General features: G+C 67.2%; 10 protein-coding genes. 8 read left to right on the top strand and 2 right to left on the bottom strand.

The features are described from left to right. Window position 1 precedes the first annotated feature (1 nt). The 3 genes from VXD91_RS12060 to VXD91_RS12050 all read left to right on the top strand — a co-directional run bounded on the left by VXD91_RS12060 (window position 2) and on the right by VXD91_RS12050 (window position 5,297). On the top strand, window positions 2-2,977 hold the full coding sequence (locus VXD91_RS12060) for an RND family transporter (RefSeq protein ID WP_293022589.1): 2,976 nt from the start codon (window positions 2-4) through the stop codon (window positions 2,975-2,977). Continuing rightward, window positions 2,974-4,143: an acyltransferase PE gene (pe, locus tag VXD91_RS12055; RefSeq protein WP_133425846.1), complete on the top strand. Its 1,170-nt coding sequence runs from the start codon at window positions 2,974-2,976 to the stop codon at window positions 4,141-4,143. The genes VXD91_RS12060 and pe overlap by 4 nt, the downstream gene beginning before the upstream one ends. A 257-nt stretch (window positions 4,144-4,400) precedes the next feature. Beyond that, window positions 4,401-5,297 (top strand): hypothetical protein, encoded by an 897-nt coding sequence (locus VXD91_RS12050; protein WP_346415507.1) that lies wholly within the window; start codon window positions 4,401-4,403, stop codon window positions 5,295-5,297. Window positions 5,298-5,412: 115 nt separating this feature from the next. Here the strand turns inward: VXD91_RS12050 and VXD91_RS12045 are convergent, their stop codons facing one another. Both VXD91_RS12045 and VXD91_RS12040 read right to left on the bottom strand, forming a co-directional pair. Beyond that, window positions 5,413-6,054, bottom strand: a complete 642-nt coding sequence (locus VXD91_RS12045; RefSeq protein WP_346415506.1) for a GAP family protein — start codon at window positions 6,052-6,054, stop codon at window positions 5,413-5,415. Between the two features lie 9 nt (window positions 6,055-6,063). Continuing rightward, the gene (locus VXD91_RS12040; protein ID WP_346415505.1) at window positions 6,064-7,776 is read right to left on the bottom strand and encodes an AMP-binding protein; all 1,713 of its coding nucleotides are present in this window, start codon (window positions 7,774-7,776) and stop codon (window positions 6,064-6,066) included. A 263-nt stretch (window positions 7,777-8,039) separates the two neighbouring features. Here VXD91_RS12040 and VXD91_RS12035 point away from each other — a divergent pair, with 263 nt between their 5' ends. From VXD91_RS12035 to rfbB, 5 genes are all read left to right on the top strand, one after another. Continuing rightward, window positions 8,040-8,969 carry a hypothetical protein gene (locus VXD91_RS12035; RefSeq protein ID WP_346415504.1) on the top strand — a complete coding sequence of 310 codons (930 nt, stop codon included), beginning with the start codon at window positions 8,040-8,042 and terminating at the stop codon, window positions 8,967-8,969. A 66-nt stretch (window positions 8,970-9,035) separates the two neighbouring features. Continuing rightward, on the top strand, window positions 9,036-9,908 hold the full coding sequence (locus VXD91_RS12030; RefSeq protein ID WP_346415503.1) for a CDP-diacylglycerol diphosphatase: 873 nt from the start codon (window positions 9,036-9,038) through the stop codon (window positions 9,906-9,908). 78 nt (window positions 9,909-9,986) lie between these two features. Further along, complete coding sequence (locus tag VXD91_RS12025) at window positions 9,987-11,501, top strand: serine/threonine-protein kinase (RefSeq protein ID WP_346415502.1); 1,515 nt, start codon at window positions 9,987-9,989, stop codon at window positions 11,499-11,501. 36 nt (window positions 11,502-11,537) lie between these two features. Next, a complete protein-coding gene (rfbA, locus tag VXD91_RS12020; protein WP_212808001.1) occupies window positions 11,538-12,407 on the top strand; it encodes a glucose-1-phosphate thymidylyltransferase RfbA in 870 nt (289 codons plus the stop codon). Continuing rightward, a complete protein-coding gene (rfbB, locus tag VXD91_RS12015; protein WP_212808002.1) occupies window positions 12,407-13,405 on the top strand; it encodes a dTDP-glucose 4,6-dehydratase in 999 nt (332 codons plus the stop codon). The genes rfbA and rfbB overlap by 1 nt, the downstream gene beginning before the upstream one ends. Window positions 13,406-13,418 lie beyond the last annotated feature (13 nt).

The following is a 13,418-nucleotide window of genomic DNA, read 5'->3' as shown; positions in this document are numbered from 1 at the left end:
CTTGCGACGGCTAGCCGATTTTGTGGTGCGGTGGCCTTGGGCGGTGATCGGCCTGTGGATCACGCTGGCGGTGGCCCTGCCCCTGGCCGTCCCCAGCCTCAACGAGATGGCCCAGAAGCATCCGCTGGCGATGCTGCCCGCCGATGCGCCGTCGAACGTCGCCGCCCGGCACATGACCGAGGCCTTCAAGGAACCCGGTACCGACGACCTGCTGCTCGTCGTGCTGATCAACGACCGCGGCCTGGATCGCAACGACGAAGCCACCTACCGCAAGTTGGTGGACGCCCTGCGCGACGACCCGCACGACGTCGTCATGATGCAGGACTTCATCAGCACCCCGCCGCTGCGCAACTTCATGACCAGCAAGGACAAGAAGGCCTGGGTGCTGCCCGTCGGCCTGGCCGGCGCGCTGGGGACACCGCAGTCGTACGCCGCCTACAACCGGGTGGCCGACATCGTGCGGCACAGCACCGCCGGCAGCCCGCTGAAGATCCACCTCTCCGGACCCGCGGCCACCGTCGCCGACCTCACCGTCGCCGGTGAGAAGGACCGGATGCCCATCGAGATCGCCATCGCGGTCCTGGTGCTCCTCGTGCTGCTGGTCGTCTACCGCAATCCCGTCACGATGATGCTTCCGCTCGCCGGCATCGGCATGTCGCTGGTGATCGCGCAGGCGACGGTCGCCGGGCTGTCGCAGCTGACCGGGCTGGGAGTGTCGAACCAGGCCATCATCCTGTTGAGCGCCATGATCTTCGGCGCGGGCACCGACTACGCGGTGTTCCTGATCAGCCGCTACCACGACTATGTGCGGCAGGGCCTGGAATCGACCGACGCTGTCCGGCGGGCGCTGGGCTCCGTCGGCAAGGTCATCACGGCGTCGGCCGCGACCGTCGGCGTCACCTTCCTCGGCATCAGCTTCGCCAAGATGGGCGTCTTCTCCACGGTTGGCGTCTCGTCGGCCATCGGCATCCTGGTGGCGTTCCTCGCCGCGGTGACGCTGCTGCCCGCGATCATCACGCTCGTCGGGCCGCGGGGCTGGATCAAACCGCGCAACGAGATCACCGCACAGCTGTGGCGGCGGTCCGGCGCGCGCATCGTCCGCCGACCGAAGCTGCACCTGGTGGCCAGCCTGCTGGTGCTGCTCCTGCTGGCCAGCGCCGCGGGCTTCGCGAAGTTCAACTACGACGACCGCAAGGCCGTCGCAGCGTCGGCCCCGAGCTCCATCGGGTACGCCGCGCTCGAGAGCCACTTCAACGTCAACCAGTCGGTGCCGTCCTACGTCCTCGTCCAATCGCCGCGCGACCTGCGCTCGCCGCAGGCCCTCGCGGACCTGGAGCAGATGGCGTCGCGCATCAGCCAGCTACCGGACGTCGCCATGGTCAGCGGCATCACCCGTCCCCTCGGCGAGGTGCCGCCGGAGTTCCGGGCCACCTTCCAGGCCGGCCTGGTCGGTGACCGGCTGACAGAAGGCGCGGGCATGATCGGCCAGCGCACCAACGACATCAACCGGCTGGCCAAGGGCGCCGACACCCTCGCGACCAACCTCGCCGACGTGCGCGGCCAGGTCGGCCAGATCGCCACGCAACTGCAGACGACGCTCGACGCCTTCACCGCGATCCGCAGCCAGTACGGCGGCAACAAGCTGGTGCAGAACGTGGAAGTCGCGGCCAAGCTCGTCAACAGCGTGAGCAAGCTGGGCAACACGCTGGGGCTGAATTACACGGCGGCCAAAGACATGTTCGGCTGGGTCGGACCGGTGCTGGCGGCGCTGCAGAACAACGCGGTGTGCGACCTCGACCTGTCGTGCGCCGAAACCCGCGGCCACTTCCAGCGTCTGGAAGAAGCGCGCCAGGACGGCACCATCGACGAGATCAACAAGCTCGCCGGGCAGCTGCAGACGATGCAGGATCAGAAGACGCTCAACGCGTCGGTGCAGCAACTCCAGAGTGCGATGACCAACCTGACCAAGGTGATGCGCACCATGGGGATGGACAGTCCCGCGGGTGCGCAGGCCAATCTGACCAAACTGCGCCAGGGCGCCGATCGGTCGGCGAGCGGCAGCCGCGAAGTCGCCAACGGGGTCGACGAGGTCGTCGAACAGATCCAGCTGATGCGGTCGGGCCTCGACCAGGCCGGCGCCTTCCTGCTGTCGATGAAACAGAACGCGGGCGGCCCGACCCAGGCGGGCTTCAACATCCCGCCCGAGGTGCTGCAGCTCGAGGCCTTCAAGTCGGCGTCCAAGATGTTCATCTCGCCCGACGGACACTCGGTGCGGTACCTCGTGCTCACCAAACTCGATCCGTTCAGCGCCGCGGCGATGGACCAGGTCAACACCATCCGCGACACCGCCCGCGGCGCCCAGCCGAACACGTCGCTGTCGGATGCCACGGTGTCGATGGGCGGCTATCCCGTGGCGCTCAAGGACACCCGCGACTACTACCAGAACGACATCCGGTTCATCATCATCGTCACCGTCGCGGTGGTGCTGCTGATTCTGATGCTGTTGCTGCGGTCGCTGATCGCGCCGCTGTATCTGGTTGGCTCCGTGGTGCTTTCGTACTTCGCGGCGCTCGGCATCGGCGTCGTGGTGTTCCAGTACCTGTTCCACCAGCCGCTGCACTGGACCGTTCCACCACTGGCTTTCGTGGTGCTCGTCGCGGTCGGCGCCGACTACAACATGCTGTTCGTCTCGCGCATGCGTGACGAATCGCCACACGGCATGCGGTACGGCATCATCCGCACGCTGTCGTCGACCGGCGGCGTCATCACCGCGGCCGGCCTGATCTTCGCGGCCTCCATGTGGGGTCTGCTGTTCTCCAGCATCGGTACCGTGATCCAGGGCGGCTTCGTCATCGGCGCCGGCATCCTGCTGGACACCTTCCTGGTGCGGACCATCACCGTGCCTGCCATGGCCACGCTCGTCGGAGAAGCGAACTGGTGGCCGTCCCGCCCGAAACCGCAGGGGAGCAACGTATGAACAAGCGACTTGCCAGCTCGTTGGCGATTGCCACCACGCTGTTGACGGTCGGTGCTTCCGGGCCCCTCGCCGACTGGATCGCGACGGCCGACGAGCCCTGGACCGGTCCCGGTTCCAGCTCTGACGCCGGCTCCGGCGGCCCGCTCGTGCCGGCCATCCCGCCGATCGGCACCCCCGGCCGTGGGTACGCACTCGGCGGCGCGCACGTCATGGGCATCCCGTACGACGAGTACATCCGTCGTACGGGCGCCGACTGGTTCCCGGGTCTCAATCGAGAGATCGTCGACTACCCCGCCGGCCAGGTGCAGGGCCACGTGCTCAGCGTCATCCCGGGCATCGACGAGCTACATCAGAAGATGCCCGAGATCGGCTTGAACGGACCCAGCATCGGTGAGTCCGTCGAGGTCGGTAAGAACAACGTCATCAACCGCGTTCAGGCCGGCGGCCCCGGCACGGTGATCGGCCTGTCCGAGGGCGCCATGGTCGTGCACGCCGTGCAGGACCGGCTCGCGTACGACCCGGCCGCGCCGCCACCGAACGAGCTGTCGTTCGCCACCTACGGTGACCCGCTCGCCATCAACCCGTGGACGCAGAGCTTCCTGCGGCAGACCTACCCCGTCGGCAGCACGGTCCCCGCGCTCGACTTCCTGATGCCGCCGGTGGTCGACAGTCAGTACGACACTTACCAATTCATCTCCGCGTACGACAGCATCGCCGACTGGCCGGACCGCCCGGACAATCTGATGGCGCTCGCGAACGCCGTCGTCGGCCTGGCCACCGGCCACACCGCGGTGGCGTTCACCAACCCGAAGAACGTGCCGCCGCAGAACGTCATCAAGACCGTCAACTCCCGCGGCGCGACGACGACGACGTACATGATCCCCGAGCAGCACCTGCCGCTCGTCGTGCCGTTCAAGTACCTCGGCATGTCCGAAGCGGACATGAATCACCTCGACGCCGTGATGAAACCCATGGTGGATGCCGGATATTCGCGCAACGACGACCCGGCGACCGCACCGGTCACCGTTGATCCCGTCAACGGCTACGACCCCGCCGCCGCCACCGCCCCGGCGACGCAGGCCGCCTTCGGTGGCGCCGCCGACCCGGTGTCACAGCTGATGTCGGGTATCAACTACGTGCTGAGCCACGGGCCGAGCGCGCACTAGGGGCTGCGCGGCCACGCTCGGTCCGCGAGTGTGCGTACAGATCGCGGATCCGGCGCGACGGGCGCGCTGGCTGCACACTCGCGGCTTTGTCTCCCTTGGTGATTCCGCGAGTGTGCGTGTAGATCGCGAGAATCGCGTTTGGGGCGCGCTGGCTGCACTTTCGCGGAACTGAGCGGGCTATCCACAGTGCGCGATCCATCCACAGATCGTGCCTTCGCGGTTCCCGCGATACCTGCGATGCCGCAATGTGAGTGCTTGTGCAGACCCCGTTCATCGGTAGCGAGGCGGTTGCCGCCGGGCGAGTGCGGAAGCATCAATTGCGCTCCCGGTACATCGCGATGTTCCCCGACGTCTACACCGACAAGTCGGGTGACGACCTCACGATCTACCACCGAGCCACGGCGGCCTGGTTGTGGTCACGGCGCGGTGGGGTGATTGCCGGCCTTACCGCCTCGCGCCTGCATGGCGCCGATTACATCGAAGATCGCCTCCCGATCGAACTGGCCTGGTCGGGCCGCCGGCCACCAGCTGGAATCGTCACGCACAAGGTTCAGTTGGCGGCAGACGACGTCGTTGTTCGCGGCGGACTTCCCTTCACCAGCGTTGAGCGGACGGCCTTCGACATCGGCCGCCGCGGCACCCTCGATGAGTCGATCGCTCGGCTCGACGCACTCGGCAACGCAACCGGTTGCACGGCGGATGCCGTCCGCCGGCTTGCGCTCGAACATCACGGCGCGCGCGGCATGCGGCAATTGGTCGCCGCCCTCGACCTCTATGACGCGGGTGCCGAGTCGCCACCCGAGACCTGGTTACGGCTATTGCTCATTCGAGCCGGGTACCCGAGACCGGCCACGCAAATTCCGGTGCGGAGCGCCGACGGCAAGCGGCAGTACTACCTCGACATGGGGTGGGGGGATTACAAGCTGGCGGTCGAGTACGACGGTGACCATCACCGCAACGACCCGCGCCAGTTCGCTCACGACATCCTTCGGTCAGAAGACCTCGATGAGTTGGGCTGGACCCGGATACGTGTCGTCAAGCGGCACGCCGAAAGTGATGTGCTGGCCCGGGTGGCTCGAGCCTGGGCCGCAACTGGTGAACCCGCACCGGCATCCCTCGTCGAGCGTGCATACAGATCGTGGAATATTGCGTAGGGATGCGCTGTCTGCACATTCGCGACGATGCGCGGCCCGGCGGTTCGCGAGCGTGCACACAGATCGCGGATCCGGGGTTCGGGAAGCGCTGGCTGCACGCTCGCGCAACGGCGCTCTAGATCCCCACCGCACCCGCGGCGACGAGCACAACACCCACCGCCGCCAGCAGGCCCGCGACCTCGTGGCGCTGCCGCGCGCGAATCCAGTTGTGCAGGTTACTCATTGCGGTGCGCGTGCGTTGCGGTGCGATGAGGTAGGCCAGCAGCGGGATTTCGACCAGCGAGAACGCCACCACGTTGAAGGTCACCAGCGCACCCATTCGCACCCCGGCATCGAGGTGCGCGGCGGCGATCACGGCCAGCGCCGCGAGATAGTCGACCGAGGGCAGCGCGATGCCCAGGCCCGCCACGCCGGCGACCCACAGCGACCGGCCGGTGAGCAGCCGGGTCAGCCAGTCCGGGACGGTCCGCTCGCGCCCCTTCGTCACGGCCAGCAGCACCGCGGCCGCCAACGCCAATACGCCGATCACGATCTGGACCGTCGGCAGGTTGAAATGCGCTGAGGCCCAAGCGGGTAGCCGGGCCTCGAGGACGAACAGCACCACCGCGCCGACGGACAGGCCCATCAGGAAACCGCCGCACAGGAATGCCGCCAGCTGCAGGTGCGGGCGCGGCCGGTTCAGCATGACAACGGACATGCCGATGCGGAACGGCTCCAGGCTGACCGCGACCGCCATCACCAACAGGGTGATCCACATGCGGTGCGGTTACGCGTCCAACCGGATGAACTGTCCCTGCCGATACTGCTCGACACACGCCGACCGCCGCATCTTGCCGCTCGTGGTGGTCGGGATGGACCCGGCTTCCACCAGAACGACGTCGGCGACCTGCAACCCGTGTGCCCGCGAAATCGCCGCCACCACATCGTTTTTCAGCCCGTCGAGCGTCGCGGCGTCGGCGCGCGCCTTGAGCTCGATGATCGTGACGAGCTGGTCGGTGTGGTCGTCGGTCACGGCGATCGCCGCCACCCGTCCCCGGCTGATCTTCTGTACCGTCGCTTCGATGTCGTCGGAGTAGTGGTTGCGGCCGCGCACGATCAGCATGTCCTTGATGCGGCCGACGATGAACAGGTCGCCATCTGAGATGAAGCCCTGGTCTCCGGTGCGCAGCCAGCCGGTCTCGGGGGTGCCCTCGGGGGCGTTCACCAGCGTCGCGTCGAAGGCGGACCCGGTCTGCTCCGGCTTGCGCCAGTACCCGGCGGACACGTTGTCGCCACGGACCCAGATTTCGCCGACGACGCCGTCGGGGCATACCTGGCAGGTGTCGGCATCGACGATCTCGAGGAGCGGCGAGGGCGCCCGCCCGTACCGCATGAGCGGCGTCCCACCGGGTTTGCGCAAGGCGATGCCCTGCGTCAGTTCTTCGGCGGCGAACTCGACGACCTCGGGCGGTCGGCCGTGCGCACCGCTGGCCACATAGAGCGTGGCCTCGGCCAGGCCGTAGGACGGCACCATCATCTCGGGCCGGAAGCCGACGGCCGCGAAACGCTCGTCGAACTTGATCAGGGTGGGCGGGTGGATGCGCTCGGCGCCGTTGTTGATGCCGATGACGCCGCTGAGGTCGAGCTCGGCCATCTCTTCGTCGGTGACGCGGCGCGTAGCGAGATCGAACGCGAAGTTCGGCGCCGCCGACCACGCCGGGTTGTTTCGCGACAGCGCCTGCAGCCAGCGGACCGGGCGCGTCAGGAAGGCGATCGGACTCATGAGGTCGGCCTTGTGGCCGGAGAAGATGGGCACTGCGATCCCGAGCACCAGGCCCATGTCGTGGTAGAAGGGTAGCCACGAGACCAGCGTCGACCCCGGCGGCAGCTCGCCGCCGTGCTGCGACAGCAGATCGGCGAGCAACTGCTCGATGTTCGTCCGCAGGTTCTTGTGCGAGATCATCACGCCGGCCGGCAACCGCGTCGACCCCGACGTGTACTGCAGGTAGGCGATGTCCGGGCCGGCCGGCACTTCTTCATCGAAGTCCCGCTCGGCATCCAGATCGAGGGTGTCGACGGCGATCACGGCGACCATCGAGGCACCGTCGTCCACGTTCTGCGCGGCGATGTCGAACGCGGCCGCGGTGGTCAGTACGACGGTCGGCGACGTGTCGGTGATGACGGCGCTCACCCGCTCGTCGTGCGAACCCGGTAGCGGGACCGACAGCGGCACCGCGATGAAACCCGCCTGCATGGCGCCCAGGAACCCGACGATGTAGGCCAGCCCCTGCGGCGCGATGATCAGCGCGCGGTCGCCGGGGACGCCGTGCATGCGGAGCTCGTGCGCCACGTTGAGGGTGCGACGGTACAGCTGGGCCCAGGTCAGGCTCTCGGTGACGCCGTCCCAGTCGTGGTCGTAGTCGGTGAAGGTGTAGGCCACGTCGTCGGGAGTCGCGCCGGCGCGCTCGCGCAGCACGGACAGGATCGACGCATCGGACATGGCGCCAGGTTACTCAACTCACATGTGACCGGTGGTACCTGGTTTGCCGGTCAGGTGCTGCATGCGATGCGCGGTGCTACGACGAGTGTGCAGGTTTGGCCCGCAAAACCGCGAAATCTCAATCCGAACATGCACATTCGCTGTAGCAACGCGGTCCGGATGGTTGTGGAGACCGGCAGCGCCAGGGGGCAACAGCTCCTGCCCTGTGGATAACCACTGGTCGAAGAATCGGATCTGTCGGTGGTCACAGCGATGCTCGCCGCATGAACAGACCGTTTCTCGGCAGCGCCGCCGTGCAGACCGGACTCCTGACCAGACAAGCGCTCCGCACCGGCTACCGTGCCGTCTACCGGGGTGTCTACCTTGCGAACGAGGTGGCATTGACGGCGAGGCTGCGCGCCGAGGCGGCGTGGTTGTTCGCCGGGCCGGATGCGGTGTTGTGCGGGTTGTCAGCGGCGGCCGTCCACGGGACCGAGTGGCTCGATGCGGACGCGCCGGCAGAGGTCGTGCGGTCCAACCGGCACTCGCCGGCCGGACTCACGGTGCATTCATATGCGCTCGCTCCCGACGACGTCTGCATGGCCGGCGGCATGCGGGTGACATCTGCGGCGCGGACGGCATTCGATCTGGGCCGGCTCCTACCCGAAAACCAGGCGATACCGACGCTGGATGCATTGTTGAACGTGACCGGCTTGGACCCGGCACACGTGTGGGCGCTGGCCGAAGCCAATCGGGGTATTCGGGGTGTGGACCGACTGCGGATTGCGCTGGCGCAGGCCGATGGCGGTTCAGAGTCTCCGTTGCAGACGCAGACCCGGCTGTTGCTGCGCCGCACGGGCATTCCAGGACTGCGAACGCAGATCCCGTTCTACGACGAGTGGGGATTGGTCTGCACTCGGGCGGCATTGGGTTGGCCGCGGTGGCAGGTAGCCGTCGAGTGTGACGAGGACGCCGATATGCCGGGATATCGCGAATGGGTGCACAGCCACACCGCCGAGCTCGAATCGCGGGGATGGAGCGTCATCTGGGTGACGAAGTCGACGGCGGAGGGTCGAGGAAGCCCCGGACTCGTGGTGCTGCGGGCACAGGAGAAGTTGTGGGCCGCCCAGCGGCGGCGAGCGAGCCGAGCGGTGCGTGTCCCCCGATCGGGGGACGCCGATTTCGTCCGGTCGAGGGCCCGATCAGCGGACTGACCTGGGCCGTCGGTTCCGCGAAGGTTGTTTCAACGCCAAAACGGCCCACAACCTTCAGGAGACGATATGACCACCACGACCGTGACCACCCGCTCCCGCTTCACCCGCCGCATCGCGGCCGCCGCCGCCCTGGTGGCAGCGCCGGCGCTGGCGTTCGGTCTCTCGCCCGCCGCCCACGCCGAGACGGGCACGCAGCATTTCATGGAGTGCGACCTCACCCACAAGGACGACAAGATCTGGGACGGCGTGAAGCCGCCGGCGCACGGCGTGGGAGAGCACTCGCCGAAGAACCCGGGTCACAACTTGCAGGTCCAGTGGCCGGGCAATGACTCGACCCGTGGCTTCGCTGTGCACCCGGGCAAGCACGACATCAAGGCGGTCCAGGATCTGCTGGTGGTGCCGACGGTCCGGGAGACCGGGATCGAATGCCCCAACCTGCTGCGCTCGGACGCCCCCAACTACTTCAAGGACGCCTACGACTCGATCCACTTCGGGAGCTCGCCGGACTGGGCCCTCGGCATCAACTCGCAGGACGGCCGCGGATACGACCAACTGCACATCCACCTGACCCGGCTCTACGGCCCCGCCCGCGAAGACATCGACCGGGCCGTCAAGGCCGGCAAGGTCAGCAAGGACGAGCACAAGTGGGTCGACCAGGTCATCGAGGTCACCGACCACGACAAGACCTTCGTCCAGAACAGCAAGCATCAGTACCGGGCCTGGAACGCGAACGGCATCGACACCAACTTCTTCGCCAAGCTGAACGAGGACGTCGTCACGCCGCTCTACAACCACGGCAACAAGCACGCCGCGATGGCGCACGAGACCATGCTGGTCACGCTCAACCACGAGGGCAACGGGCTCATCGTCCTGGCCAGCGATACGAACAGCGGCATCCACGGTGTCGACCAGATCGAGGGCATCATGGACAAGCGGTAAGGCGATGCGTCGGCCGGCGGCCACTCGGGCGAGTCTCGAGTGGCCGCCGATTCGCGTTCTGGCAGTTACGATCCGACCATGTCGCTGCCCGATGGATCGGTTTTCGCCGGTTTCACCGTGGTCAGGAAATTGGGTGCCGGCGGCATGGGTGAGGTGTATCTGGTCCAGCATCCGCGGCTGCCCCGCACCGACGCGCTGAAGGTTCTGCCGGCCTCCCTGTCCGCCGATGCCGAATACCGGCGGCGCTTCGAACGCGAGGCCGACGCCGCGGCGACGTTGTGGCATCAGCACATCGTCGGAGTGCACGACCGCGGCGAATACGACGGGCGCCTGTGGATCTCGATGGACTACGTCGAGGGCTCCGACGCCGGCAACGTGCTCCGGACGCAGTGCCCCGGCGGGATGCCGCGGGACCAGGTGATCGCGATCGTCACCGCGATCGCCGACGCGCTGGATCATGCGCACAGCCGAGGACTGCTGCACCGCGACGTCAAACCCGCGAACATCCTGTTGGGCGCGGGCGGCCCGGGTCGCGGGCGGGTACTGCTCGCCGATTTCGGGATCGCCCGGCGCGTCGACGATTTCGACGGCCTGACGTCGACGAACATGACGCTCGGCACGCCGAACTATGCCGCGCCGGAGCAGTTGCTCGGTGAGCCGCTTGACGGTCGATCCGACCAATACGCTTTGGCCGCCACCGCTTTTCAGTTGCTGACCGGCCAGCCCCCAGGCGGCGATTCGACGCCTGTCGTGCTCATCAGCCAGCGTGTCAGTGGTGTGGTGCTACGACTGGCCGACGTCCGCCCGGACCTCGCCGACCTGGACCCCGTGATGGCCATTGCGATGGCCCGCCGGCCCGCTGACCGCTTCCGTTCGTGCGGGGATTTCGCCGCGGCGCTGGCGCGTGGTGCGGCGGCGACGCTGCCCCCGGTCGCCGCCGCACACGCGGTACCCGGTGTGCCGACTGTCGCATCCGCGCCGCCGCCCGCACCCATGGGCCTTGTGCGCCAAGCAGATCCGTCGCCGACGCCGCGGTCCGGAATGAGTCCCACGGCCTGGGCGCTGATCGGTGTGGGCATCCTGCTGGTGGTGGCGTTGGTCTTCGTCGGCGTCGTGCTGATGCGCGGACATGACGGACGCAGCGGCCCAACGACTTCGGCGGAGGCCACGACGACCATGTCCGAGCCGACGGGCGTGACCGTGACGTCGGTCGAGTCCACCGAGCCGGAGCCCCCGACCTCACTGGTGCCCACCACGGCGCGAATGGTGCTGCCCGACGCCGACACCCGCGGCTTCACCACCTACAACGGCGCCGCCCGGTGCACGGGAGCCGACGAGGCCGCGATGATCCTGCGCACCGCGCAGTCGGCGGTGGTGATCTGCCGCAGCCGCGTCGGGGTGCTGTATTACCTGGGCTATCGAATCTCCGACGGTGCGACGATCCGATTGGGCACGGTGAACGAGTCCGGTGACGGCTTCGTCGCGTTCAACGATCCCGATGCCGCCGAGTACCACGTCTCGTCGTCAGGCCTGGAAATCGTGCAGAACGGCAAGGTCCTGGCCTCCGAGCCTGCGCTTGAGTCCGCTCGGTGAGCACCTGACGCGGTGCGCATATGTCAGGATGGCCGGGTGAAAGGCATCATCCTGGCCGGGGGCGCGGGCACGCGACTACACCCCGTCACCGCCGGGGTGTCCAAGCAGCTGATCCCGGTCTACGACAAGCCGATGATCTACTACCCGCTGTCCACGTTGATGCTGGCGGGGATCACCGACATCCTGGTCATAACGACGCCGCTCGACGCGCCGAGTTTCGAACGGCTGCTCGGCGACGGATCGCAGTACGGCGTCTCGATCAGCTACGCCCAGCAGCCGTCGCCCGATGGGCTCGCGCAGGCCTTCACCATCGGCGCCGACTTCCTCGGCGGCGACAGCGTGGCGCTCGTCCTCGGCGACAACCTGCTGTACGGCCCAGGCCTGGGCACGCAGCTGCAGCGGTTCAACAACGTCGACGGCGGCGCGATCTTCGGCTACTGGGTCGCCGAACCCTCGGCCTACGGCGTCATCGAATTCGACGATGCCGGGCAGGCGGTTTCGCTCGAGGAAAAGCCCGCAGTGCCGAAGAGCAACTACGCCGTGCCTGGACTGTACTTCTACAGCAACGACGTCGTATCGATCGCGCGCGAGTTGAAGCCCAGTGCCCGCGGCGAGTACGAGATCACCGACATCAACCGAACGTACTTGGCGCAGAACCGGTTACGGGTTCAGGTGCTGCCGCGCGGCACGGCGTGGCTCGACACCGGGACGTTCGATCAGATGACCGACGCCGCCGAGTTCGTTCGGACCATCGAGCGCCGCACCGGTCTGAAGATCGGGGTGCCCGAGGAAATCGCCTGGCGGCGTGGCTATCTGAGCAGCGACGAGCTGCGCGAGCGCGCCGAGCCGTTGGTGAAGTCCGGCTACGGCACGTACCTGCTGGACCTGCTGAGCAGGGGGTACTGATGGCACGGCTGCTGGTCACCGGGGGCGCCGGATTCATCGGCGCCAACTTCGTCCGATACGTCCTGGCCCACACCGACCATCACGTCACGGTGCTGGACAAGCTGACCTATGCGGGCAACCGGGAATCCCTTGCCGGCCTGCCCGAACAGCGGATGACGTTCGTCCTGGGTGACGTGGCCGACGCCGCGCTGGTCGACGAGCTGATGGCGACGACGGACGTCGTGGTGCACTTCGCCGCCGAATCACACAACGACAACTCGCTGCGCGATCCGGAACCGTTCCTGCACACCAACGTGGTCGGGACGTTCACGCTGCTGGAGTCGGTCCGCAAGCACGGCACCCGACTGCACCACATCTCGACCGACGAGGTCTACGGCGACCTCGAACTCGACGACCCCGCCAAGTTCACCGAACGCACGGCCTACAACCCGTCGTCGCCCTATTCGTCGACCAAGGCCGGCAGTGACCTGCTGGTCCGGGCGTGGGTACGCTCGTTCGGCGTCCGCGCCACAATCTCCAACTGCTCCAACAACTATGGGTCCTACCAGCACGTCGAGAAGTTCATTCCGCGGCAGATCACCAACGTGCTGTGCGGTATCCGGCCGAAGCTCTACGGCGCGGGCCGCAACGTGCGGGACTGGATCCACGTGGATGACCACTCGTCCGCCGTGCTGACGATCATCGAGAAGGGACGCCTCGGCGAGACCTACCTGATCGGCGCCAACGGCGAAAAGGACAACAAGACCGTCATCGAGATGATCCTGACTCAGATGGGCCAGCCGGCCGACGGCTACGACCACGTGACGGACCGCGCCGGACACGACCTGCGTTACGCCATCGATTCGACCAAGCTGCGCACCGAACTCGGTTGGCAGCCAAAATATGTCGACTTCGCCGACGGGCTGCGCGCCACCATCGCCTGGTATCGCGACAACGAGGCATGGTGGCGTCCGGTCAAGGACGCCACCGAAGCGCGCTACGCGAGCCAGGGCCAGTGAGTGATGGGCAACC

Origin of the sequence: Mycobacterium sp. SM3041 (assembly GCF_039668335.1) — a bacterium.
GTDB lineage: Bacteria > Actinomycetota > Actinomycetes > Mycobacteriales > Mycobacteriaceae > Mycobacterium.
The sequence above is the reverse complement of the archived record's forward strand: the minus strand, read 5'-3'. Positions and strand labels throughout refer to the sequence as shown.

Coding starts and splice junctions, on each gene's coding strand:
- VXD91_RS12040 (WP_346415505.1), bottom strand. CDS start 7,776: ATGTCCGATGCGTCGATCCTGTCCGTGCTGCGCGAGCGCGCCGGCGCG.
- pe (WP_133425846.1), top strand. CDS start 2,974: ATGAACAAGCGACTTGCCAGCTCGTTGGCGATTGCCACCACGCTGTTG.
- VXD91_RS12035 (WP_346415504.1), top strand. CDS start 8,040: ATGAACAGACCGTTTCTCGGCAGCGCCGCCGTGCAGACCGGACTCCTG.
- rfbB (WP_212808002.1), top strand. CDS start 12,407: ATGGCACGGCTGCTGGTCACCGGGGGCGCCGGATTCATCGGCGCCAAC.
- VXD91_RS12025 (WP_346415502.1), top strand. CDS start 9,987: ATGTCGCTGCCCGATGGATCGGTTTTCGCCGGTTTCACCGTGGTCAGG.
- VXD91_RS12030 (WP_346415503.1), top strand. CDS start 9,036: ATGACCACCACGACCGTGACCACCCGCTCCCGCTTCACCCGCCGCATC.
- VXD91_RS12045 (WP_346415506.1), bottom strand. CDS start 6,054: ATGTGGATCACCCTGTTGGTGATGGCGGTCGCGGTCAGCCTGGAGCCG.